The organism is Microcoleus sp. A2-C3, from assembly GCF_036706065.1.
Taxonomy (GTDB): Bacteria; Cyanobacteriota; Cyanobacteriia; order Cyanobacteriales; family Microcoleaceae; genus Microcoleus.
Map to the genome: position 1 here is coordinate 63,252 of NZ_JAUBVX010000027.1, position 22,637 is coordinate 85,888.

The following is a 22,637-nucleotide window of genomic DNA, read 5'->3' on the forward strand; positions in this document are numbered from 1 at the left end:
TTCACACACAACCCGACAAGCATAAGTAGTGGCTAATATTGCCAATTGAAGACAAGCATCAACAATTTGAGCATCCTGCTTGACCGTTGGTAAGCCTGTTTGCAATGGGATAGTCCCTGTGCTTTTAGATTGCCACAGGTATCGATATATGCCCAGCCAATTGAACCAGGATTCATGTCAATACCGATGCAACCATATTGAATTTGGCGGCTAACTTTAGGTACTGGTGTAGCAGTAAATTGAACTGCAACAACCCACCGTCCATCCTTAGGGTAAAAGTGCCAAGTTTTAGCACCAGTGTTTGGCAATCTATCAATATTTCGGTGGAAATTACCAATGATTGAACTAACTGTTTTGCCAAAAGAATCCTCTAGGCAGTAAGGAACTCTCATTGTCAACTTATCACCATCCCATTGACAAGATTGGTTGCCGTAGCTCTCATTTTTAGAGCCAACAATAAACACTTCACCATGCTGTACTTTAACTCGAAGTGAAGCTAACTTGAGGTGCTTAATTCGGTTGACGAGAGTATGAATATACCTTTGCTTGTGGTGAATTTTGAACCATTCAGACTGCCAGTTAGTAACGCGCGAGAAGATGCTAGAACTGAGTGAAAAATTACAACCAGTCTTTGAATCAATCCAGTCTTTCTTAGAATAGAATTTCTGTCGCAATTTAAGTTTTTTGGTTGCTTTACTTATCCATTTCTTAGCTGACTTGAGCTTGGCTTCTAACTGTTTGATATGGTTTTTTCGACATTTTTTTGCGCTATCAACTTTACCTTGGGCTAAGGCGATAACTCCACGTGCTTGACGTTTGTTAATTCGGTATTTAATCTGAAGATAAGTGTTCCACTTGCTTTGGTCAAATTTGTCTGTCAAATTCAGTAAATGGTTGACAGTTTCACAAGTAGCTGAGTGCGATATCTGGCTAAATGATGTCAACAATATTTCGAGATTTGTAAATCCAATTGGATTTAGTTCTTCAATTGGAGTGGGTAGTCCTTTACAGTAAGTTAAGATGCTCATATTTTCTTGGCTACCTCTTTTAATTCTTCAACAATCTTTCTATTTTTAGGGCTGCGACTTCCGTAAAGTCTAGCGGAAAAGACAGTAATTATTTCCAATACATCTGATGCTAAGTCTTCTTCAAAACTAGCATCTTCTGTCCGATTGATGATCACAACTTCTGTTCCAAAATGTTCGCACAGACTAAATATCAACTCAGCCCCAAATCTGAGTAGCCTGTCTTTATGAGTTAAGACCAGTCTCTCTACCTTGGCATCTATAATGAGTTTGATTAGTCTTTTCAAACCTTTTTTGTTGTAATTCATCCCACTGCCGAGATCTTCAATTGTCTCGAACTGCCATCCATTCGTAGCACAGAACAATTCGATTACTTGCTTTTGGCGAACTAGATCTTCTTTTTGGTCGTGGCTGGAGACTCTCGCATAGCCAATCGTATAAGATAGTTCGGCTTTAACACCTATCAGTTTGGCAATATCGTACCTGCGATGACCGCTCTCAGTGCGTTCTGGTACGAGTTTTCCCTCCGCCTCCCAACGTCTCAAGGTTGAAACGCTTACTCCCTTTAGTTTTGCCGCTTCAGAAATGGATACCTTACTCATTTTCTGATTATAACATAGAAAATGAGTAGATATGAAGAGATATAGCTAGCTATTTTGCATCAGCAGACTTACCCTCTTCCTTCTTCCTTCTTCCTTCTAACTAATTTTTCAACTACATTTGGCCGAACATCTGCAAGCCCGATCGCCAAACCAGATAACCTCGATCGTTCAGGTGCAGGCCGTCTGTGCTCAGTTCGATTGGTAAATTGCCGTCAGCATCCGCAAACAGCGGCTGCAAATCCAGATAGGAAACATTTTCAGAACTAGCAATTTCTTTCAGCCGCCGATTGATGGCGCGAATCCGACTGTTAGGAATCGCCAACAGTCGATCGCGATTTTCCCAAGTTGCTTGTTCCCCACTGTGCGGCAAAATCGATTGCACCACCACTTGTGCTTTCGGGTGAGCCCACCGCAAATCGCGGATAATCTGTCGCTGGTTGTTCAAAATCCCTTCGTCGCTGGCCCCCCGCAACAAATCGTTAATCCCGATCATCACAAACACTGTATCGGGCAGAGTTCGATCGAACAACTGCAACCGCTTCAGCAAACCCACGGAAGTCTCTCCCGAAATCCCTTGATTTAGCCAAATGCGATCGGGCGGTAACAGCTTCGTCGGAAACCACATACTCAGAGAATCCCCAGCCAAAACACTAAGTTTTGGGGGGCGATTGGCCGCCGCAGCCTCAGCTTCCCGCCCCAACTGCGTCACCCACTGCTGGTAAGACCATTTGTGTCGCGGCCCGGCAACAGGCAAGTCTGACACTGCCTTTGCAGAGTTTGTCGTTGTCGTCGGCTGTCGAATTAGTTCCTCAGTGCCTTCTGCCGTTACCGCAGCACTCGCAGGAGAGCTTTCTGTCAAGTTTTGTCCCCGCAGCAGTTGAGCGACTGCGAGTATCAGTATCCCGTTCGTTAGCAGAGATAGCAAAGCCCAAACCGGAACTGTTTTCGATCGGCTAACTTCCATCCCCAAGAGGGATTTATGAGTTCTACTTCTGCTAACTCCTCCAAACTTCTCCATAAACTCAAGCGATTTGCAGACACCACACCGAATAATTAGCACTGATTGCTGCATCAAATTTTACCGTTCAATTTTCGCCTCACTCAATTCTGGTAAGAATCAAGCACTGTGCTGTGTTGGGCGTGACGGCGATGCAGAACTTTGCTTTTTGGCACTACTTTACCATAAAAAATCTGACTGCCAAACTTTCTGGCGCAGACATCAGGCGATTTGAGATTTGAGATTTGACATTTTAAATTGGGGAATGATGTACTCCATGAGGATTTAAAGCTTCTATCAAGTTACATTTTTTTCTTTCCTAACCTAGTAGCCTAGAATCAGCAACCCGATTTGTTAACGTAATTGCGCGATTTGAGCAAGCAACTGAGAACGATCAACCGGGTTTAAAAGGCTCAAGAGTGCGATCGGCACTGCATCTGTGGGCGGGGGATTTCAGATTGTGGTTTTTCAGAATCTAGCCCTAGATGTACAAATGGCTCATCTAGGGCTAGAAAGCTGAAGAAAGTCGATCGTCCCACGCTTTACAGTTTTGCTCTAAAGTTTGGTAGTCCTGTCCCCAGCACCCTCAGAATAACCGCCGTAGCTGCCCTCTGTTCTGTTGCCCGAGTTAGTTTCCTTCACGAACCCGCTGTAAGCTTCCATCCCGTGTTCGCCGATATCCAAACCTTCAGCTTCCTCAACAGCAGAAACGCGGATACCCAACAAAGCTTTGAGTGCAGCCCAAAAAATCGTACTCAGCAGCACGGTCATCCCGCCTACAGAGATAATACCGATCAACTGTGGTAATAATTGATCGAAGCCTCCCCCTACTAGCAATCCCGCTTTCGGCCCAGCGGTATAAATTCCAGTTGTAGGGCCGTCAGCAAACAAACCAACTGCCAGAGTTCCCCAAATACCGCAGACTAAGTGAACTGAAGTTGCCCCTACAGGATCGTCAACTTTCAAGTTGTCGAAGAAAGTTACGGAGAAAACTACCAGGATGCCGGCGATCGCGCCGATCATGGCAGAGTTGGGGACGTTGACCCAAGCGCAGCTCGCTGTCACTCCGACTAGGCCGGCGAGGATGCCGTTGATAATCATCGAAAGGTCTGGTTTGCCGAGGTACAGCCAAGCTGTAATCGTGGCAGCAACGCCTCCGAAGGCGCCGGCGGTGTTGGTGGTAATTGCAATGTGGGCGATCGCATTTGGATCGACAGCCATTGTCGAACCGGGATTAAACCCGAACCAACCCAACCACAGAATCAAACAGCCCAGAGTGGCAATGCTCATATTGTGTCCCGGCATCGCCACAGTATCGCCGTTGCGATACCTGCCCATCCGCGGCCCAAGAAATGCCGCTCCCATCAAAGCAGCCCAACCGCCTACCGAGTGAACCACTGTCGAACCGGCAAAATCCCAGAATCCGGCTGTTGCCAGCCAGCCGCCACCCCAAATCCAGTGTCCGGTAATCGGGTAAGCAATGCCTACTAACAACAAGCAGAAAATTAAAAATTCAAGGAATTTAATTCGCTCTGCCACGGCCCCAGAAACGATCGTGGCAGCAGTTCCCGCAAAAACTAATTGGAAAAAGAATTTAGCGTTGAGGGGGACTCCCGTCCAATTTAAGGCAGTGAAAATGCCTTGATAGGCATCTCCTGTAGCGGGGCTGTTGTCAGCTACATTCCACAGGAAAAATCCGCCGCTGCTGCCGATAAAACCGTTGCCGTTGCTGAACATTAACGCAAAGCCGATCGCCCAAAATGCGATCGTAGAAAGTGCAAAAACAATCAAGTTTTTGGAGAGCACGTTAACGGCATTTTTTTGGCGGCAAAAACCAGTTTCCAACATCCCGAAACCGGCGTTCATAAAGAACACTAGCATCCCAGCTATCATCACCCACATGGTATCCATGCCCACCTTGAGGCTGGCCAATTGTTCCTCTGTGGTTGGCGTGGGAGGGGTTTGGGCTACCGCTGCATATCCCCACATCAAGACGATGATGGCAGCTAAAGGAATACAGGCTTGCCAACTCGGTCTCAGGCGGGCGATCGCCTTTTGTAATTTCTGGAACCTGTTAACTTTTGTAAAAGATTTCGCGGCTGGTAAATCCAAAGACTCCCGCCTGAATTGTTTCGATTTTTTTTTCCCGACAGTCATTTTGATCATTTTCGCCCTTTTTACAAATGTTGCGATCGGTAAGAACCCGAAAACTTTCCAATTCTACTACAGAAGTTTATAGATTTTTGTTCAGATTGAGATACTCCTGATAACCTACATTTTCTAGCTGATTTTGTTTATTCATTACAGATTCGGACAAGTTTTTGCGGTACGCGAGGACTCGATCTAGCAATTCTGGCTGAGAAACTGCTAATATTTGAACTGCCAGCAAGCCGGCATTTTTAGCATTGCCGATCGCTACTGTTGCCACCGGTATCCCGGCTGGCATTTGGACGATCGAGTACAGGGAATCTATCCCTTGCAGGTGGCGGCTCGCTATCGGCACGCCAATTACCGGCAAAGGCGTTAAAGATGCCACCATACCCGGAAGGTGCGCTGCTCCTCCAGCACCTGCAATAATTACTTTCAATCCCCGTTGGTGGGCGGTTTGGGCATATTCCACCATGCGCGAGGGGGTGCGGTGGGCGGAGACAATTGCTACGGAGCAAGGTACATTGAATTCTTCGCAAATTGCGATCGCATCTTTCATGGTAGGCAAATCCGAATCGCTACCCATGATAATTCCAACTGTCGGTTCATTCATGCAATTTTAAGATATGAGATTTCAGATTAATGGTAATTTTAAATTATGGCGTTAACTAAAATTTAGATATTTTGTAGCCAAACGGATGCTCGAAAGCAATTTGGTCACAAGCCAAGAGTGCAGAAAGCAAAAATCTCCACATCCTGATCACGAGCCCGCAGATTTATCTCGGCGAGCAAATCTAAAATCTAAAATCTAAAATCGGATGACTGAAGCCACAACCCCAACTGCCGCCCCCATAGATATTCTCAATGCTCGCGTCCCCGGTTGCAAGGATTTGCAAATGCTTGCTATTGACAAAACGGGCATCATTCAAGAAATTTGCTCGATGGACAAAATATTTAAACGGATTTGTCCTCCCGATTTGCAAGTGCTTGATGCAGCCGGAGATTGGGTTTCTCTGGGCGGTGTTGACTTGCAGATTAACGGGGCGCTCGGTTTAGCTTTCCCAGATTTAGAAAGCAAACATCTTGAAATTTTACCGAAAATTTGTCAATTTTTATGGAATCAGGGAGTCGATGCTTTTTTGCCGACTTTGCTGACAACTTCGCTCGATAAGTTTAGGCGATCGCTCTCGACGATAGCTGATTATATCCGCATTGCCAAAACTACGGCTCCCGCAACCAATCAATCCAAAACAGCCGAAATTATCGGCGTTCACCTCGAAGGGCCTTTTCTCAATCCCCAGAAGCGAGGAGCTCACCCAGTTGAGTTTTTACTACCGCTAACTATAGAAAATGTCAAGCAAGTTTTAGGAGATTGTGCCGATATTGTCAAAATAATTACTTTAGCACCGGAGTTAGACAGCACTGGCGAAGTCATTCCCTATTTGCAAAGTTTGGGAATTGCCGTTAGTCTCGGACACTCCCAAGCGACAGCAGAGCAAGCAGAGCAAGCATTTGCGCAAGGAGCTTCAATGGTAACTCACGCTTTTAATGCGATGCCGAGTTTACACCACCGAGAACCGGGTTTGTTGGGAGCGGCGATCGTTTATCCGGGTGTAAAATGCGGTTTAATTGCTGACGGAAAGCACGTTTCTCCGACAATGATTGATTTTTTGCTGCGCGCTGCTAGGTACGAAACAGGCATTTTTTTAGTGAGCGATGCTTTGGCTCCTTTGGGTTTGCCTGACGGTGTTTATCCTTGGGATTCCAGACAAATTGAAGTCAGAAAAGGTACGGCTTGGGTAACATTAGATTATCACACCCCACTGGAATCTGCTACTTTGGCAGGTACAACTCTGCCGCTGTTGGCGGGAGTGCAGAATTTGGTGAAGTGGGGGATTTGCGATGTTGAAAGTGCGATCGCCCTAGCAACTGAATCTCCCAGAAAGGCGATCCTCTTCGAGGGCGTAGCCCCCGTAGGGGCGGGCTTAGCTAACGGACTTTCGGGAATTATCGGCAAATCGGCAACTCAATTGTTACGCTGGAATTTAAATGCGGCGACAAAAGAATTGACTTGGCACAGACTATTTTAGATTGGATATTGGAGATTGGAAATTGGAGATTGGAGATTTTTATCTACAATTTAATGTATCCCATTTCAAATTAATTGCTCTAACTTGCTGGCGCGTTTTCCGAGCCTGAGTGCTGTACAATACCAATCGCACCAGACAATTAGGACGTTCTAAATAGCTGAAATGCTTGCGTTTGATTGATTCTTGCCTCGAACCTCTTCCTTCTTCCTGATGACTAAGGACTAATGACTGATGACTAATGACTAATGACTAATGACTTCTGCTATAATATCTAACCGTTGGCAATAACTCAGCAGTAGGCAGATCGATGAATTTGGTAGACGACAAGACTATAGTTAGACAGTATTTTAACTCGACGGGATTCGATCGCTGGCAGCGAATTTACGGCGATGGCAAAGTCAACAAAGTGCAGCTAGACATCCGCACCGGGCATCAGAAAACGGTGGATACAGTCATCGAATGGCTGGAAGCTGACGGCAATCTGCGCGGGCTTGGTATCTGCGATGCCGGCTGCGGTGTGGGATCTCTGAGCATTCCTTTGGCTGACGCTGGGGCAATTGTTTGTGCTAGCGACATCTCTGAAAAGATGGTAGCAGAAGCCTACGATCGATCGACAGCAGTTCCCGGCAAGCTCTACAACATATCTTTCGCCACCCAAGATTTAGAAGCCTTAACGGGCAAATTCCATACGGTTATTTGTTTGGACGTGCTGATCCACTATCCTCAAAGTAAGGCTGCGGAAATGATCGCTCACCTAAGCTCGATCGCCCAATCGCGACTAATTCTCAGTTTTGCCCCCAAAACTATAGCACTTACCGCCCTCAAAAAATTTGGCGAACTTTTCCCAGGGCCAAGCAAAACTACTCGCGCTTACCAGCACCGCGAAGCAGATATTATCAAAATCTTAGAAAGCAACGGATTTGTGATTAACAGAACAGCCATGAATAGCACTAGCTTTTACTATTCTCGCTTGCTGGAAGCTGTGCGCAAATAGGGTAAAAATATCGGTAAAAAAGCGACTTTTTCATAAACGCAGGGTGCGCACCGCGCACCTTACCGAACACCTTCGATATCAACAATTAGCTTATTTTTTCCTCTGCCTTCTTCCTTATTCTTTCTACCTTCAACCTCACAATTACTAATAAGGGTAAGGTGCGCAGTACACACCCTACAGAAAGGTTCTTTATTTCTTTATTTCTTTATTTCTTTATTTCTTTCTTCTTCCTTCTTCCTTCTTCCTTCTTCCTTCTTCCTTCTTCCTTCTTCCTTCTTTATGTCAACGCTAATCCTAACGCGCATTTTTATAGCCACCGCCGCCCTATTCGGAGGTTTATCCGTTGGAGGCGGTGCTTTTGCTTCCCACGCTTTAAAAAATCAATTGAGCGATCGAGCTTTAGGCATTTTTGAGACCGCAGCCCGCTATCAAATGTATCACGCCCTAGCTCTATTACTCGTCGCTTTACTATTAAGCCGCGCCCCAGAGTCTCAAACCTTTTTTGCAGTGGCTGGATGGGCTTTTATTGCCGGCACGATCGTCTTTTCAGGCAGTTTGTACGCCCTGAGTTTGACAGACATCAAATGGCTGGGTGCAATTACGCCCCTGGGCGGAGTTGCTTTGATTGTCGGTTGGGGATGTTTGGCACTTGCAGCTTTTAGCTTCAAATAGGTAATTGGTAAAATTATATTCAATTAAATTGAATATAAACACAATTTACGCTGGCATTGGTCAATGTTAGGGTGCGCCATAAGCACCTTACCAGACACTTGCAATGCCCTATGCCCTATGCCCTATGCCCAATTCCCTAATTTTCAAAGACATCGCTGGAAAACATCTCTGTCACAGTCCGCAAATAAGGTAAAAATACTATTAAATCTTCAGCAGGAAGCCGATCGGATATTTCCCTAAACAAAATCAGCAGCATATCCTGCACTAATTCCCAACTTACATGAAGTTTCGGGTACAGCATCACGCAAATTGGAAACAATTCTTGCTGTACCGCGCGAATGCTACCTTCCAAAACGCACCAGCACAAGTAGCTTTGAAAAATCTCGACATCCCGGATGCCAGAATTTTTGATCTCCCGATCGCTCAAATAACCGCTGTTGCTGCGGTATCCTGGATGCTGGGCACTAGCTCTATCGTAGACTGCACTAGCAATCTGAGTCGTCTGCTGCAACAAATGTTGCACAGCTAGAAGAGCTTTTGAATTGGGGGGCTGATTCGCCGCAGCCTCGTTAATCTCTCCGTAGGGAATGTGCAGGTAGTCATCTACAACTTTTAAGTATGGTGCAAATTGCGATCGATCTGACTGCGAAAGACATCCTAACAAGATTTTGCTAGTGTATTGAAACTCCAGCGTTACAAATCCCAGCACTAACGGATCTGTCTCTGAGTATTTTCGCCTCACTTGAACAATATCTTTTCCCACCAGCACTGACAAGCGAAAAACAGGTTCTCTATCGCCGTAAGCGTCTATTGCTTTCCGATATAAGGCGCGAGTGTCGGCGACAATTTCTTCACGATTAATTAAGCTCGGATCGATCGCCTGCTGCTCTATTTGTCCCTCTAAAACCGCTTCGACTCTACTCCAAGCTATCTCGCTGGCTACTTTCAGAGTATCTGTCAATTTGTCAACTATTTTGGCTCGATTTCCCTCAAAATTTCTTGACTCTGGGCTTTCGGAAAATTGCTGCTGCGCTTGCTTTTTTCGTGCCGCCACTATACTGTAATATTTTTTTGCCCAGCTAACTGCTAAGGAAGAAACGCTGACGCCTTTAGCCTCTGGGAGTTTGTGAGTGTCCAAGCCCATAATACTGTGTGACGCAAAACTGTCGCCCTGTTGAATTTCGTCTGCCACAGGTAAAGACTTTGAAGAGAGTTGTGAAATACTAGCCATGAGAAACCTCGTTTTTTTTGTGAAGTAGCACCCGATCGATTCCTCTAACTTTTAACGTTATTAACTACAATCTTCTGCATTTGTACGCTGACAGTTATCCGCTATTGTGCTTAAAGTTATAGGCAATTTGGCTTTACAGCCTGCATCTTTTATAAGATACACGTTAATAACGCTATTTACTGTGCGCTAGAACACCCTAACCCTGCGATCACGATCCTGAGATTTTTTTCTTGACTTGTAAAAACGGCTGAAAATAAATTTAATTTGTTTTAAAACCTCAGAATTAAAGTCAAGTCTGCTTTAAAAAAACTGCTACTTGAGATATTTTATTTTTGTTTTGGAGTGCTTTTGTCGTTAGCGAAGCCCGCCCCTACGGGGGCTACGCCAACGAAGAGGATCGCCCTACGTTCTCAAATAATCTAGGCTATATCACGATCGAGCGGTGACTTTGATTGATTTATTTTCTTATGTGAATCAAAAAAATATTTTCGTTTTTGCGGTAATTACGGAACCTTAACACATTCAACGAGGGGCTTTTATGAATAAATAATTAAATTTGAGAGGAGAATCAGATTTAAGTGCGTTTCGTTAATGCCATTGCTAGCGGTTTTTTCTATCAGCTTTTTAGCTTCCCGGTGAAGCGAAGCTATCCCTCTTCGTGAATCGCCCGCTATCGATCGAACGTCCATTCGATCGCCCAACCACCATTCAAAACCGGAATCTAGATGATCGACTCACCTGATCGTTCCCACACTCTACAAACCCTGACTGGTTCCAGTCCTCGGCCGGAAGATGTACCTTCCCCCCACAACGATAGAAGTGGGTTTCAATACCTCACGGGCGATCGATCCTTACAAACAGGACAGCCAGTGCGTCTTTAAGGCTATACCTTCGGGTAGGATTAGTAGGACGAGAGGAAGTGGATAAAATGAGCGCCAGCAATTCAACAGAAATCAAGTTCGGAACCGATGGGTGGCGGGGACTGATTGCCCATGACTTTACTTTTGCCAACGTGCGAAAAGTCACCAGGGCGATCGCCAGCTACCTCGAAACCGCTTACACCAAAGACCGTCCAGTGCTAGTATCCTACGATACCCGCTTTCTGGCAGACGAGTTCGCCCGCACCTCTGCCGAAGTCTTGGCAGATTTGGGATGGACTGTGATGGTAGTCGATCGAGATTGTCCGACACCAGTCATCGCCTACAGCGCCAAGCATCTAAACTCCGCAGGCGCTTTGATGTTCACCGCATCGCACAATCCCGCACCTTACTGCGGCATCAAATACATCCCCGACTATGCGGGCCCGGCTACCCCGGAAATTACTGATACGATTGTGGCAAATATTGCTGGTGCTTCAGATGCCCCAGCCAAAGGTAGCCACAACGATAAAATCTCCACTTTTGACCCGAAACCCGAATATTTGAAGTTTCTCTATACTTTGATCGATGTGGAACGGATTCGCTCTGCTAAGTTGAAGGTGAAGTACGACGCTCTTTATTCGACTTCTCGTGGCTATCTCGACGGGGTTTTGGAACACTGCGGCTGCGATGTAGAAAGTTTTCACACCTACCGCGATGTGCTGTTTGGGGGCGGAATGCCTGAACCCAAGGGCGAACAGTTAGTAGAGTTGGTGGAAGCTGTTAAGAAGGATTCGGCTGATTTGGGCTTGGCTACCGATGGCGATGCCGATCGCTTTGGTATTGTGGACGAGTTGGGAAATGTCTTGACTCCAAACACCGTGCTGTTGCTGTTGGCTCGCCACTTGGTTAAGAATAAAGGCTTGACTGGGGCGATCGTCCGTACCGTCGCAACTACCCATTTGCTCGACAATATGGCCGCTAAATACGGTTTAACAATCTACGAAACCGCAGTCGGCTTCAAATACATCGGCGAAAAAATGCGGGAAACAGCGGTGCTCATCGGTGGCGAAGAGTCTGGCGGTTTGAGCGTTTTGGGTCACATCCCCGAAAAAGACGGGATTTTGGCTGATATGCTAGTTGCTGAGGCGATCGCCTACGAAGGCAAACCCCTTTCTCAGCTAGTAGAAGAAGCCATCAAAGAAGCCGACGGCCCCCTGTACAACAAACGCTTGGACTTGCACCTAGAGGAAGCCCACAAAGCAGCAGTTTTGGATTCTTTCACCAAGAATCCCCCGACAGAAATAGCGGGTATCGGTGTTAAGGAAATTGGCCGCAAAGACGGGATTAAACTTTATCTTGAAGACGGCGGTTGGGTATTGCTGCGGCCTTCGGGAACTGAACCTTTGATGCGCGTTTACATGGAAACCAACTCTGTGGAAAAAGAAACCAAAGTTGCCGAGTACATGGAAAAGGTAATTGCCAAATTAGAACCTGCTTAACTTTCCACTGATTTAGGACTTGCGAACGGGTTACTAGAAACCGGGTTTTTTCACGAAAATACTTGCTGAAAATCATCAACTATCTCTGAAATAACCCGGTTTATTGGTTTCGATTAGGGCGCGCACTGAGCACCTTATCTATTTTTTAGAGTTTGTTGAATGGGGAGATTTGAGAGGTTGAGGTCGATCGCACTTTTGGTAAATTGACGGGATGGGCGATTCCTGCGGGATAGCTGTGCTCGCGCGTACATTAAAACATTTTGCCGCCAATATTTTTCGTATACATAAGCGTCTCGCAGTTATTGCAAAGCCGTTTCTGACTTCTTCGCCATGTCGGATGGCTGCTTTGCGGGTTTTGCCATGAGTACAAGGCATGATAACGCGATCGGCAAATTCTGGAATCGTCACTAGAAAAAGTTGATCTTAGTCAGAACATTGGACGATCGTATTGTATCGATTCATGAATCTTCCTCGTTTAACTCGTCGAGTTGCGCTAACAATATTGCCAACTGCGGTGAGATCGTGGGTGAGGAATCAACCTCCTCTATAAACGTCCTTCCGATGTTTGCATTGCAACAGCAGAATCGTGAGTTCTTGATCTTCTATTTCATAACGAACGCGATAATCACCGATGCGAATACGGTATTCATTTTCATAACCTTTTAGTTTAACAACTCCATCTGGCCGCGGGTTTTCGGCAAGTTCTTGGACTTTGATAGCGATACGGTCGTAAACATCATCTGGCAAGGCATCTAGCTGTTTTTGCACAACTTTGGGTATGATGATTCTATAAGTCATGTTGACTTTCTTGCCCGTTGAGTCGTGTATTCGTCAAACGTGATGTAATCACCGGCTTTGTAATCAGCACGGGCAGCCTCAATTTCAGTAATATCTTCTGGAGAATCTTCCTCATCCGGGAATAATTCAGCTTCCAAAAGTTCCCAAAGCTGCTGTTTTTCTGCAATTTCCAGTGACGAAATTGCTTCTACCAGTGATTGAAATGAGATATCTATTTTCACGGTATTCTCAGCCATTAAAACTTTTATCTATATTTAGTTTGACATTTTTAATTGTGCCTGTGCCCATTTTCGCAGTTGCTCGTGCGATCGCACTTTAAAATTTTTCCATCAAATCTTTTTCTGCGGCATAAACATCTCGTAGCTGTTGCAGCCCGGAAGCAGAAATAACCAATTTAACCGTAGCTACCAATTTTCCCCACTCAAACAAGCCGTCAACTGAAACAGCCGCTTTGAAGTTGTGCGTATAAAATTTAGTCCAAAATCCGGGTGCTTGCTTGCTTTTCCAGCGCTTGTACCACCGGCCAAAATCTTGAAGGGAAGGGGGATTGACTTCTAAAATTGGGGGAAAATCGGCGTAGCTGACAAACCGGCTGATGCCTTTGGCGTGGACATACACCATGTAGCGACAGCATTCTATCCGGTAAATGTCCTGTGTTGAGATGTTGAAAAGCAGTGCTACTGTGTCTTCTGTGACAAATCTTGCCAGCGGATGCAGGATGGGAGATTTGTGAATTATCTTGGATTCTGCGATCGCCCGTGATTTTGCCGGAGTTTCTGATATCATTGTAAGTACCTATTCTGATTGTAGATAAGTCTGGTAGGTCTTTAAGACAGCTAGTAACTGTCTATGTAAGTTTTAAAGACGATCGCCCTTTAGTTTTCGAGGCCGGGGGGCGATCAGCTTTTACATATAAAATTATACGACGCAATTGCATCAACTGTCAAGCATGGGTTTAGTCAGGCTAAAAATTCGGGAACTAGCGGCGGAGAAGGGCTGGACGCTTAAGGAAGTATCTGATCGCTCTGGGGTAATTTATAGCACTGTCAGAAGCTATGCTCGTCGTCCTGAAATGGCAATGGTAGACTTTACTTGCCTGCGGAGGTTAGCTCGGACTTTTGATGTGATGATTGAGGATTTGGTTGAGGTTTTGGAAGAGTAGGTCGATCGACCTTGAGTTTTCGATACTGGGGCGATCGCTTTTTTGTATTTTTTACACTATAGCATGATTAACTGTAGTTAGTCAAACATTATTGTAGTTAATCGGATTGAGGATGGTAACATCAAGGAAAGTTATAAATTGTTGATTATTCTTCGTGGCAAAAACTAATACGGCGATCGCGGTCAGTTCCGTGATTAAGGAAGTCATTCAAAAACAAGCCCAAGCGACCAGACTAACTCAGAAGGAAGTCGTGTACTTGGGAATGCTGGCAATTGATGCACTCGATAAGGAAAGCCGCCAAGAATTGGCTGACAAGGTGCATCAGATGCAGGTCAATGGCGAGATTTGAGGGGAGAAGGGCGATCGACCTTTCCACATTTTTACTATGACTTTTTCGTCGTGTCTTGTCAAGACGCGCTTAAGCATTTTGCATCGCAGCTAAAAGCTCAGCTTAAAGATGCTAAGATTGAGTCGAAGTTGTTAATCTCCGGTTAGTTTTGTGACTAGAGCCAGTACCGCCATTGGAGTCAGCCCGATTATCAAGGATCTTGTGCAGAAAAAGGCGCTAGCAACCAGACTAACGCTGAAGGAAATCATCTATGTAGGGATGCTGGCGATCGATGATTTAGATGAAAAGCGCTTGCAAGAATTGGCTGACAAAGTGCATCAGATGCAGGTGAATGGGGAGATTTGAATCTGAAAAAAACCAGGTCAACAGTTTCATCTTTACCGCTAAAAGCGACTAAACTCTACCCAAGGTCGATCAGCTTTGGATGTCACATCAACCATCTCCACTTGAGAATATTGCTTGCGTATCACCTCAATTTTCTTTCTTTTGCTTTCAACGTAGAGTTGCATAGTCAATTGGAGGAGCGAGTAAATCCACGATAGCAAAAAGGGCGATATCGACTTCTTGCTTCTTTATTCGGCAATCCGTTCTGGTGCAGCGCGGTTTTTGGGATGCTGGGGCTACCTCGGTGCTTTACGCCAACCATTGGCCCTCGCTTCTGACTCTGTGCAAAACCATCTCTCTCCGCTAGCTAGATTGATCGCTGTTGATTCGTAATCTTCCATGCCTGGAAGGTGATAAACCTTATTGCCTGTATCGATCGAGATGTTGCCTTTGATAGTACATCCTGGTTTTGCGATCGATGTAATTGGAGAGGGAGAACGACTAGGACTGAACTCCATTGTAAAAAGCACAATGACAGCCAGAATCCCAATACCAACAACTGTTTTGAGTACACCGCGTTTCTTTGGTTTCTGCTTCGTTGGCTCATGTCGAAGTGCAACACCTTGAATTGAGGCTCTAGTGGCACGTACCTTCCAGTCTGTTTTAGCAACTCGCTCGTACAAAATCGTATCTCCGACTTTGGGGCGGCGACTTACTCCCTTCAGCGCACTGATATGCAAGAAAACTTCTTTACTGCCATCATCCGGTTTAATGAAGCCAAACCCCCGATCGTCTTTCCAGGTTGTCAGTTGCCCTTTATTCAGAACAGGTTTCATAAAATCGCACTTTTATTCCTGCTTAACAGACTGAGCCAATCGCTTCGCATTCTCTCGCCGATGAACATTAATCGGACTGTTGCGAATATCAGCCTCTACCATAGCAATTAGTTCATCTAAACTGAGAATTAGATCGTCAAGCCGTTGATAGACACTTAGAAAATTTCTCATAGTCTTTTGGATTACTTCACGAGCGGGGAGTTTGGCTGTTTCACTCATGGCAGGTGAAAAGCTCTTTTGGCTTCCCGGATAGTGGCTTCGCATCTGCGTCAGATTCTGCTTCTGCTTGCTCGATCGCTTGAGCTAATAAATTCAGCATAGCAGAAGAAGCTGTGGGCTGTGATTGAGAAATCCGCAGCAGCAGCGTATCAAAGCGAGAGTCGTGGGGAGGCAAGTTTTGATTTTTTGTCGATCGGCATCAAAGATTTTGGCGAACCTGCCCCTACTATACTAACTATCTTGGCAGTTGCTAGATCAAAAAAAAATCCCCCGCCAGAAGGCAGGGGATTTCATTTAATTACCTAGAAACCAGAGTTCAGAGTTACCCGAATTTCCCGGCCGTCGAGGCAATTACAAAGGCCGCGTAAGTGAAGACGTTGCCCACAGTAAAGTGAACTAAGCCAACCAAACGACCTTGGACGATCGACAAAGCAACAGGCTTGTCTTTCCAGCGAACCAAGTTAGCCAAAGGAGTGCGCTCGTGAGCCCAAACCAAGGTTTCGATCAGCTCTTGCCAGTAACCTCTCCAAGAGATCAGGAACATGAAACCAGTTGCCCAAACCAGGTGTCCGAATAAGAATATCCAGGCCCAGATAGACAGGTTGTTAGTACCATACGGGTTGTAACCGTTGATCAACTGAGAAGAATACAGCCAGAGGTAATCGCGGAACCAGCCCATCAGGTAGGTTGAAGACTCATTGAACTGAGCCACATTTCCTTCCCAGATGCCTAGGTGCTTCCAGTGCCAGTAGAACGTTACCCAAGCTAGGGTGTTCAGCATCCAGAAAACAGACAGGTACATCGCATCCCAAGCAGAGACATCGCAGGTACCGCCACGGCCGGGGCCGTCGCAAGGGAAAGCATAACCGAAGTCTTTTTTGTCCGGCATCAGCTTAGAACCGCGTGCATCCAGAGCGCCCTTGACCAAAATCAAGGTGGTGGTGTGCAAGCCAAGTGCGATCGCGTGGTGAACCAAGAAATCGCCAGGTCCGATCGCCAAGAACAGAGAGTTAGTAGAGCTATTAATGCCTTCCAACCAGCCTGGGAGCCATACGTTGCCGTAGTTGGGCCAAGCAGTAGCAGCAATGCTGTCAGGATTGGAAAGTAGCACGTCCATGCCGTACAGAGCCTTCCCGTGAGCAGCTTGGATGAACTGTGCGAACACTGGTTCAATCAAGATTTGCTTTTCAGGAGTTCCGAAAGCGACTACAACGTCGTTGTGAACGTACAAGCCGAGGGTGTGGAAGCCCAAGAACAGCGATACCCAGCTCAAGTGAGAGATAATCGCTTCTTTGTGCTGCAACACGCGATCGAGCACGTTGCCTTTATTAGCTTCAGGATCGTAGTCCCGCACCAAGAAGATAGCTCCGTGGGCGAAAGCGCCGACCATGATGAAACCAGCAATGTATTGGTGGTGCGTGTACAACGCAGCCATCGTCGTATGATCCTGCGCCATGAAAGCGTAAGGAGGCATCGAGTACATATGCTGTGCAACCAGGGAGGTAATCACGCCTAAAGCAGCGAGGTGCCAACCTAATTGGAAGTGCAGAGAGTTGTTGTAGGTCTCATAAATGCCTTGGTGAGGCATATTGAAGGGGCCTTCAACTTTCTTACCAAAGAAATCTTTGGAATCGCACATTTCTTTGATGCTGTGACCGATACCGAAGTTAGTCCGGTACATATGACCGGCAACGATAAACAGAACTGCGATCGCCAAGTGGTGATGAGCAATGTCTGTCAACCACAGAGATTCTGTCTGAGGATGGAAGCCACCCAAGAAAGTCAGAATTGCGGTTCCAGCGCCTTCGGCAGTACCGAAGACATGGCTCGCTGCATCTGGGTTCTCGGCGTAAACGCCCCAGTTACCAGTGAAGAACGGAGCCAAACCGGCCGGGTGAGGCGGGGTAGACAAGAAGTTTTCCCAACCTACGTGCTGTCCGCGAGATTCGGGGATAGCGACGTGAACCATGTGACCAGTCCAAGCCAAAGAGCTGACACCGAACAAACCAGCCAAGTGGTGGTTGAGGCGAGATTCAGCATTCTTGAACCAAGACAAGCTAGGACGGTACTTGGGCTGGAGGTGCAACCAACCTGCGAACAGCATGACAGAAGCCAACAGTAGCAAGAAGATAGCTCCTTGATACAAGTCGCCGTTTGTCCGAACCCCTTGGGTGTACCACCAGTGGTATACGCCGGAGTAAGAGATGTCCACTGGGTTAGAAGCGCCCGCTTGAGTGAAAGCTTCTACTGCTGGAGCACCGAATTGAGGGTCCCAAATCGCGTGAGCGATCGGGCGAACGTTTAGAGGGTCTTTAATCCACTGTTCAAAGTTACCTTGCCATGCTACGTGGAACAGGCTGCCCGAAGTCCACAAGAAAATGATTGCTAGGTGGCCGAAGTGGGAAGCAAAAATCTTTTGGTAAAGATTTTCTTCGGTCATGCCATCGTGGCTTTCAAAGTCGTGTGCTGTGGCAATCCCGTACCAGATCCGCCGTGTGGTCGGGTCTTGGGCAAGGTCTTGGCTAAATTTTGGAAATTTCGTTGCCATAAGCCTTGATTAATCCTGAATCCTGAACGTTGAAGAGGTTCGGTTCCGAGGTTTGGATTCTGGGTTTGAGATTGCTCCCAAATCCTGAATCCAAAACCTAAAGGTAGTTTACCCTACCGAGATGATTCGCGCTAGGAAGAATGCCCACGTAGTGACAATCCCTCCCAGGAGGTAGTGAGCTACACCCACTGCCCGACCCTGAGTAATGCTCAGAGCGCGAGGCTGAATCGAAGGAGCTACTTTCAGCTTGTTGTGAGCCCAAACAATGGACTCAATCAGTTCTTGCCAGTAGCCGCGGCCGCTGAACAGGAACATCAAGCTGAAGGCGAACACGAAGTGTCCAGCTAGGAACATCAGACCGTAGGCCGACAGTGCCGAACCGTAGGACTGAATTACCTGAGAAGCTTGCGCCCACAGGAAGTCCCGCAGCCACCCGTTAATGGTGATCGCACTTTGTGCGAAGTTGCCGCCGGTGATGTGAGAAACTGTGCCGTCTGGCGATACTGTTCCCCACACGTCCGATTGCATTTTCCAGCTAAAGTGGAAAATCACCATCGAGATGCAGTTGTACATCCAGAACAAGCCGAGGAACACGTGATCCCAACCAGAAACTTGGCAGGTACCGCCACGGCCTGGGCCGTCGCAAGGGAACCGGAAGCCCAAGCTGCCTTTGTCAGGAACCAAGCGAGAACTGCGTGCAAACAACACGCCTTTCAAAAGAATCAAGACTGTAACGTGAATTGTGAAAGCGTGGATGTGGTGGATTAAGAAATCCGCCGTACCCAATTCGATCGGCATCATCGCTACTTTGCCACCGACTGCTACTACACCGCCGCCAAAAGCGTGGCTGACGATTTCCATAGCATTAGGCGCTGTGTTACCAGGAGCCAAGGCGTGGATATTTTGCACCCATTGGGCAAATATCGGACGCAATTGAATACCAGTATCTGAGAACAAATCTTGAGGACGACCGAAAGCCCGCATTGTATCGTTGTGAACGTACAAACCGAAGCTGTGGAAGCCTAAGAATATGCAAACCCAGTTGAGGTGAGAGATGATTGCATCTCTGTGGCGGAGTACGCGGTCAAGCAAGTTATTAACGTGCTGACTCGGATTGTAGTCCCGCACCATGAAGATTGCTGCGTGAGCCGCTGCTCCAACAATCAGGAATCCGCCAATCCACATGTGGTGGGTGAACAGGGATAGCTGAGTGGGGTAGTCGGTTGCGATGTACGGATACGGAGGCATCGCGTACATATGGTGAGCCACGATGATGCTGATAGAGCCCATCCAGGCCAAGTTCCACGACAGTTGGGCGTGCCAAGACTGTGTGAAAATTTCGTACATTCCCTTGTGGCCTTCGCCAGTGAAGGGGCCTTTGTGAGCTTCCAGAACTTCTTTGAAGCTGTGGCCAATGCCCCAGTTCGTGCGATAGAAGTGTCCGGCGACGATGAACAGCACTGCCAAAGCTAAGTGATGGTGCGCTGTATCAGTCAGCCACAGACCGCCCGTGGTGGGGTTCAGACCGCCTTTGAAGGTCAGGAAGTCTGTGTATGCGCCCCAGTTGAGGGTGAAGAAGGGCGTTAGACCTTTAGCGAAGCTTGGGTAGATGTCTGCCATCAAGCTCGGTGTCAAAATCCACTCATGTGGCAGCGGGATGTCGGCAACTGTTTTGATCAGCTTGCCGCCTACTGTCAGCGGTGCACCTGCATCGATCGCGTCCATGCAAGCATTGATCGGCAGAGCAACGTGAATTTGTTGTCCTGCAAAGCCTAAGCATCCGCAGCCGAGCAAACCTGCCAAGTGGTGGTTCATCATCGATTCTACGTTCTGAAACCATTCCAGTTTCGGAGCGCGGACGTGATAGTGGAACCAACCAGCAAATAGCATCAAAGCTGCCATTACCAAGGCGCCGATCGCAGTGCAATATAGCTGGTATGAGTTAGTGATGCCGTTGGAGCGCCACAGTTGAAACAGACCAGATGTGATCTGAATTCCGTGGAAACCGCCGCCTACATCTGCATTTAAAATTTCTTGGCCAAAAATCGGCCAAACCACTTGAGCGCTGGGCTTGATGGCTGTAGGATCTGTCAGCCAAGCTTCATAGTTGGAAAATTTTGCGCCGTGGAAATATGCGCCGCTTAACCAAACGAAGATTACTGCCAAGTGGCCGAAGTGAGCGCTAAAAATTTTGCGCGAAACGTCTTCTAAGTCACTTGTATGACTGTCGAAGTCGTGAGCGTTAGCGTGGAGGTTCCAAATCCAAGTGGTGGTTTTTGGCCCCTTAGCTAGAGTGCGATCGAAATGACCTGGTTTTGACCACTTTTCAAAAGAGGTTGGAACCGGATTCTTATCGACTACTACTCTAACTTTTACCTCTCGCTCTGGAGGACTAATGGTCATGAAGACTCTCCTCTCGGTAAGACAAGGAACGAGAACTGAATACTGTATCTGACACTCCCCGCGCTTAATTAGGCGGGGGGATTCTCGGTTCCCCGAAACAGCTTGTACTTGACTCTTTGCAGAGTTAGACACAGATGCATCGTTTCCCCAAGCATTTTGCTTCTCGGAAGAAGCCAGTTCCCCAGTGTCGGTAACAATGTCCCTGGGTACTGCCAACTCTCTCGCTATCTGGAGCTACCGATCGCTTCCTTGATTCAAGATTGATTCAGGATTGATGCGGCTGCTCCTTTTGAGGGAGTTTTATGAATTATAAGCCTGTTATCTGAAGTATTAATCGCTTGTTAACAATACTTAAAAAAGCCTCAATTCTTGATGTAATCGCCGCTTTAATTTCCACAGCCCCTCAAAAAAGTCAAGGGGTATTGCCATTAAATTTACAAAACTCAAAGATTAAGTGATTGAGAAATACTCATTTATAAAGAGATGTTTAAGAAAACGGCTGCGGGAGTTATTAGTCAGATCGGATAGGTTGCCTACTGCGCCAACGTCTGGGCTAGACTGCATCTCGAATGCCCGATCGACAATTCCCCAATTCTAAATTCAGTTTTGGGCTATAGTTCCCTATGAGAAGGCTTCTAGGAGTATAGTGGCGTGATTGGCATCAATTGGCAGAGAACGGTTGCAGGCAGGCTGGTGGCATTGTTCGCAGCAGCAGTATTAATTTTGGGTGTAGCAAGTTGTGGCGCGGACAATCCCGAATTGTCCAAATCAGGGAACAAGAGCGGCTCAGCTACCGCCCTCTTAAACAGAATCTCAGAGGTTTCCCCCCCATTCGCCATTCAACAACTGCGTCAGGCGCTAAAAATCTACCAGCCTCAAATAAGTATTTTGAATCCAAAACCTGACGAAGTGCTTCAGGATATAAATGTGTCTGTTAAGTTCCAAGTTAAGGACTTCCCCATTTTCAAAGAAGCAAACTTGGGTTTGGGGCCCCATCTGCAAGTTTTATTAGACAACCAACCTTACACAGCAGTTTATGACATAAACCAGTCTGTAACACTCTCCGACTTAGAACCCGGAACCCATACCCTGCGAGTGTTTGCTACTAGCCCTTGGGAAGAAAGCTTTAAAAACGAAGGTGCTTTGGCCCAAACCACTTTCCACATTTTTACCAAAACACAGGACAACAATCCCGATCGCACATTGCCCCTATTAACATACAACAGCCCCCAAGGCAACTACGGCGCAGAACCCATCCTGCTCGATTTTTACTTGACAAATGCGCCTTTGCACCAAGTGGCGCAAGCAAATTCCCAAGATGACATACTCGATTGGAAAATTCGAGCCACAGTTAACGGGGAAAGTTTTGCGATCGACCAGTTGCAACCTATATATCTTAAAGGATTCAAACCCGGCAAAAATTGGGTACAACTAGAATTAATCGACGAACGGGGAAATACCGTCAAAAACGCCTTTAATAATACAGTCAGACTGATAAATTACGAACCGCAGGGGCAAGATACTCTTGCAAAATTAGTGCGGGGTTCCCTAACAGAAGCAGATACTCGCGGTATAGTCGATCGCACCTACGAAGCCCCAAAGCCCACACCAACCCCAACCCCCGAACCGACACCAGAACCGGAACCGACACCTGTATTAGAAAAAACACCAGTTACCGAACCAACCTCAGATACAATAGTTGCTCCCGAAGTTGCTCCCGTTCAAGCAATAGAACCACAGCCGATAGCAACACCTCAACTAGAAATACCCAAAGTTGTTGAGCAAGTTAAAGTCATCGAACCCCAGCCGATAGCAACACCTCAACTAGAAATACCCAAAGTTGTTGAGCAAGTTAAAGTCATCGAACCCCAGCCGATAGC

Annotated in this window: 24 protein-coding genes and 1 pseudogene; 9 read left to right on the forward strand and 16 right to left on the reverse strand. The window is 46.8% G+C overall.

Going from position 1 to position 22,637, the window contains the following annotated elements:
* Nucleotides 1-32: 32 nt before the first annotated feature.
* The 5 genes from QUB66_RS16335 to purE form a co-directional block, all read right to left on the reverse strand.
* A complete protein-coding gene (locus tag QUB66_RS16335) occupies nt 33-1,028 on the reverse strand; it encodes a hypothetical protein (RefSeq protein WP_332968742.1) in 996 nt (331 codons plus the stop codon).
* On the reverse strand, nt 1,025-1,627 hold the full coding sequence (locus QUB66_RS16340) for an IS607 family transposase (protein ID WP_265234018.1): 603 nt from the start codon (nt 1,625-1,627) through the stop codon (nt 1,025-1,027). Before QUB66_RS16340 ends, QUB66_RS16335 begins: the two co-directional genes overlap by 4 nt.
* Nucleotides 1,628-1,739: 112 nt before the next feature.
* On the reverse strand, nt 1,740-2,645 hold the full coding sequence (locus tag QUB66_RS16345) for an SGNH/GDSL hydrolase family protein (protein ID WP_375339784.1): 906 nt from the start codon (nt 2,643-2,645) through the stop codon (nt 1,740-1,742).
* A 534-nt stretch (nt 2,646-3,179) separates the two neighbouring features.
* Entirely contained in the window at nt 3,180-4,781 is a 1,602-nt protein-coding gene (locus QUB66_RS16350; protein ID WP_336798485.1) for an ammonium transporter, read from the reverse strand.
* 76 nt (nt 4,782-4,857) lie between these two features.
* Complete coding sequence (gene purE, locus QUB66_RS16355; protein WP_265234020.1) at nt 4,858-5,385, reverse strand: 5-(carboxyamino)imidazole ribonucleotide mutase; 528 nt, start codon at nt 5,383-5,385, stop codon at nt 4,858-4,860.
* A gap of 205 nt (nt 5,386-5,590) precedes the next feature.
* Between purE and nagA the strand changes: the two genes are divergently transcribed.
* From nagA to QUB66_RS16370, 3 genes are all read left to right on the forward strand, one after another.
* Nucleotides 5,591-6,862 carry an N-acetylglucosamine-6-phosphate deacetylase gene (gene nagA, locus QUB66_RS16360; RefSeq protein ID WP_265234021.1) on the forward strand — a complete coding sequence of 424 codons (1,272 nt, stop codon included), beginning with the start codon at nt 5,591-5,593 and terminating at the stop codon, nt 6,860-6,862.
* Between the two features lie 307 nt (nt 6,863-7,169).
* Nucleotides 7,170-7,856 carry a magnesium protoporphyrin IX methyltransferase gene (bchM, locus tag QUB66_RS16365; RefSeq protein WP_265234022.1) on the forward strand — a complete coding sequence of 229 codons (687 nt, stop codon included), beginning with the start codon at nt 7,170-7,172 and terminating at the stop codon, nt 7,854-7,856.
* 279 nt (nt 7,857-8,135) lie between these two features.
* Nucleotides 8,136-8,528 carry a DUF423 domain-containing protein gene (locus tag QUB66_RS16370; RefSeq protein WP_265239044.1) on the forward strand — a complete coding sequence of 131 codons (393 nt, stop codon included), beginning with the start codon at nt 8,136-8,138 and terminating at the stop codon, nt 8,526-8,528.
* A 136-nt stretch (nt 8,529-8,664) separates the two neighbouring features.
* On the opposite strand, the gene QUB66_RS16375 is transcribed toward QUB66_RS16370, so the two are convergent.
* A complete protein-coding gene (locus tag QUB66_RS16375) occupies nt 8,665-9,759 on the reverse strand; it encodes a hypothetical protein (RefSeq protein ID WP_265239045.1) in 1,095 nt (364 codons plus the stop codon).
* 725 nt (nt 9,760-10,484) lie between these two features.
* Between QUB66_RS16375 and QUB66_RS16380 the strand changes: the two genes are divergently transcribed.
* Together QUB66_RS16380 and QUB66_RS16385 are read left to right on the forward strand one after the other, a co-directional pair.
* A complete protein-coding gene (locus QUB66_RS16380; protein WP_332968744.1) occupies nt 10,485-10,640 on the forward strand; it encodes a hypothetical protein in 156 nt (51 codons plus the stop codon).
* A gap of 47 nt (nt 10,641-10,687) precedes the next feature.
* Nucleotides 10,688-12,118 carry a phosphoglucomutase/phosphomannomutase family protein gene (locus tag QUB66_RS16385; protein WP_265239047.1) on the forward strand — a complete coding sequence of 477 codons (1,431 nt, stop codon included), beginning with the start codon at nt 10,688-10,690 and terminating at the stop codon, nt 12,116-12,118.
* A gap of 318 nt (nt 12,119-12,436) precedes the next feature.
* Here the strand turns inward: QUB66_RS16385 and QUB66_RS16390 are convergent.
* From QUB66_RS16390 to QUB66_RS16405, 4 genes and pseudogenes are all read right to left on the reverse strand, one after another.
* A pseudogene (locus tag QUB66_RS16390) lies at nt 12,437-12,580 on the reverse strand (type II toxin-antitoxin system HicB family antitoxin); the annotation flags it as partial.
* A gap of 72 nt (nt 12,581-12,652) precedes the next feature.
* Entirely contained in the window at nt 12,653-12,916 is a 264-nt protein-coding gene (locus QUB66_RS16395; RefSeq protein WP_265239048.1) for a type II toxin-antitoxin system RelE family toxin, read from the reverse strand.
* Nucleotides 12,913-13,152 carry a hypothetical protein gene (locus tag QUB66_RS16400; protein ID WP_265239049.1) on the reverse strand — a complete coding sequence of 80 codons (240 nt, stop codon included), beginning with the start codon at nt 13,150-13,152 and terminating at the stop codon, nt 12,913-12,915. Before QUB66_RS16400 ends, QUB66_RS16395 begins: the two co-directional genes overlap by 4 nt.
* 79 nt (nt 13,153-13,231) lie before the next feature.
* A complete protein-coding gene (locus QUB66_RS16405) occupies nt 13,232-13,702 on the reverse strand; it encodes a hypothetical protein (RefSeq protein ID WP_265239050.1) in 471 nt (156 codons plus the stop codon).
* A 163-nt stretch (nt 13,703-13,865) separates the two neighbouring features.
* Here QUB66_RS16405 and QUB66_RS16410 point away from each other — a divergent pair, with 163 nt between their 5' ends.
* The 3 genes from QUB66_RS16410 (at nt 13,866) to QUB66_RS16420 (ending at nt 14,772) form a co-directional block, all read left to right on the forward strand.
* Nucleotides 13,866-14,078, forward strand: a complete 213-nt coding sequence (locus QUB66_RS16410) for a helix-turn-helix domain-containing protein (RefSeq protein ID WP_193974409.1) — start codon at nt 13,866-13,868, stop codon at nt 14,076-14,078.
* 154 nt (nt 14,079-14,232) lie between these two features.
* Nucleotides 14,233-14,427 (forward strand): hypothetical protein, encoded by a 195-nt coding sequence (locus tag QUB66_RS16415; RefSeq protein WP_236506337.1) that lies wholly within the window; start codon nt 14,233-14,235, stop codon nt 14,425-14,427.
* 150 nt (nt 14,428-14,577) lie between these two features.
* Nucleotides 14,578-14,772 carry a hypothetical protein gene (locus QUB66_RS16420; RefSeq protein ID WP_265239051.1) on the forward strand — a complete coding sequence of 65 codons (195 nt, stop codon included), beginning with the start codon at nt 14,578-14,580 and terminating at the stop codon, nt 14,770-14,772.
* Between the two features lie 38 nt (nt 14,773-14,810).
* On the opposite strand, the gene QUB66_RS29755 is transcribed toward QUB66_RS16420, so the two are convergent.
* The 6 genes from QUB66_RS29755 to psaA all read right to left on the reverse strand — a co-directional run bounded on the left by QUB66_RS29755 (nt 14,811) and on the right by psaA (nt 20,757).
* On the reverse strand, nt 14,811-14,936 hold the full coding sequence (locus QUB66_RS29755) for a DUF6939 family protein (protein ID WP_375339827.1): 126 nt from the start codon (nt 14,934-14,936) through the stop codon (nt 14,811-14,813).
* A gap of 111 nt (nt 14,937-15,047) precedes the next feature.
* Nucleotides 15,048-15,587, reverse strand: coding sequence for a cold shock domain-containing protein (locus tag QUB66_RS16425; RefSeq protein ID WP_265239052.1), 540 nt, complete (start codon nt 15,585-15,587; stop codon nt 15,048-15,050).
* A gap of 12 nt (nt 15,588-15,599) precedes the next feature.
* The gene (locus QUB66_RS16430; protein ID WP_265239053.1) at nt 15,600-15,758 is read right to left on the reverse strand and encodes a hypothetical protein; all 159 of its coding nucleotides are present in this window, start codon (nt 15,756-15,758) and stop codon (nt 15,600-15,602) included.
* Between the two features lie 40 nt (nt 15,759-15,798).
* Nucleotides 15,799-15,981, reverse strand: coding sequence for a hypothetical protein (locus QUB66_RS16435; RefSeq protein WP_265239054.1), 183 nt, complete (start codon nt 15,979-15,981; stop codon nt 15,799-15,801).
* A gap of 147 nt (nt 15,982-16,128) precedes the next feature.
* A complete protein-coding gene (gene psaB, locus QUB66_RS16440) occupies nt 16,129-18,354 on the reverse strand; it encodes a photosystem I core protein PsaB (protein WP_265239055.1) in 2,226 nt (741 codons plus the stop codon).
* A 108-nt stretch (nt 18,355-18,462) separates the two neighbouring features.
* Complete coding sequence (psaA, locus tag QUB66_RS16445; protein ID WP_265239056.1) at nt 18,463-20,757, reverse strand: photosystem I core protein PsaA; 2,295 nt, start codon at nt 20,755-20,757, stop codon at nt 18,463-18,465.
* A 651-nt stretch (nt 20,758-21,408) separates the two neighbouring features.
* Here psaA and QUB66_RS16450 point away from each other — a divergent pair.
* Nucleotides 21,409-22,637 (forward strand): hypothetical protein (locus QUB66_RS16450; protein ID WP_332968745.1); only part of this gene is annotated, 1,229 nt, incomplete at its 3' end.

Coding starts and splice junctions, on each gene's coding strand:
- QUB66_RS29755 (WP_375339827.1), bottom strand. CDS start 14,936: ATGCAACTCTACGTTGAAAGCAAAAGAAAGAAAATTGAGGTGATACGC.
- QUB66_RS16395 (WP_265239048.1), bottom strand. CDS start 12,916: ATGACTTATAGAATCATCATACCCAAAGTTGTGCAAAAACAGCTAGAT.
- QUB66_RS16385 (WP_265239047.1), top strand. CDS start 10,688: ATGAGCGCCAGCAATTCAACAGAAATCAAGTTCGGAACCGATGGGTGG.
- QUB66_RS16345 (WP_375339784.1), bottom strand. CDS start 2,645: ATGGAGAAGTTTGGAGGAGTTAGCAGAAGTAGAACTCATAAATCCCTC.
- QUB66_RS16340 (WP_265234018.1), bottom strand. CDS start 1,627: ATGAGTAAGGTATCCATTTCTGAAGCGGCAAAACTAAAGGGAGTAAGC.
- QUB66_RS16405 (WP_265239050.1), bottom strand. CDS start 13,702: ATGATATCAGAAACTCCGGCAAAATCACGGGCGATCGCAGAATCCAAG.
- QUB66_RS16370 (WP_265239044.1), top strand. CDS start 8,136: ATGTCAACGCTAATCCTAACGCGCATTTTTATAGCCACCGCCGCCCTA.
- QUB66_RS16335 (WP_332968742.1), bottom strand. CDS start 1,028: ATGAGCATCTTAACTTACTGTAAAGGACTACCCACTCCAATTGAAGAA.
- QUB66_RS16375 (WP_265239045.1), bottom strand. CDS start 9,759: ATGGCTAGTATTTCACAACTCTCTTCAAAGTCTTTACCTGTGGCAGAC.
- purE (WP_265234020.1), bottom strand. CDS start 5,385: ATGAATGAACCGACAGTTGGAATTATCATGGGTAGCGATTCGGATTTG.
- QUB66_RS16425 (WP_265239052.1), bottom strand. CDS start 15,587: ATGAAACCTGTTCTGAATAAAGGGCAACTGACAACCTGGAAAGACGAT.
- psaA (WP_265239056.1), bottom strand. CDS start 20,757: ATGACCATTAGTCCTCCAGAGCGAGAGGTAAAAGTTAGAGTAGTAGTC.
- QUB66_RS16350 (WP_336798485.1), bottom strand. CDS start 4,781: ATGACTGTCGGGAAAAAAAAATCGAAACAATTCAGGCGGGAGTCTTTG.
- QUB66_RS16380 (WP_332968744.1), top strand. CDS start 10,485: ATGATCGACTCACCTGATCGTTCCCACACTCTACAAACCCTGACTGGT.
- QUB66_RS16410 (WP_193974409.1), top strand. CDS start 13,866: ATGGGTTTAGTCAGGCTAAAAATTCGGGAACTAGCGGCGGAGAAGGGC.
- QUB66_RS16400 (WP_265239049.1), bottom strand. CDS start 13,152: ATGGCTGAGAATACCGTGAAAATAGATATCTCATTTCAATCACTGGTA.
- QUB66_RS16430 (WP_265239053.1), bottom strand. CDS start 15,758: ATGAGAAATTTTCTAAGTGTCTATCAACGGCTTGACGATCTAATTCTC.
- bchM (WP_265234022.1), top strand. CDS start 7,170: ATGAATTTGGTAGACGACAAGACTATAGTTAGACAGTATTTTAACTCG.
- nagA (WP_265234021.1), top strand. CDS start 5,591: ATGACTGAAGCCACAACCCCAACTGCCGCCCCCATAGATATTCTCAAT.
- psaB (WP_265239055.1), bottom strand. CDS start 18,354: ATGGCAACGAAATTTCCAAAATTTAGCCAAGACCTTGCCCAAGACCCG.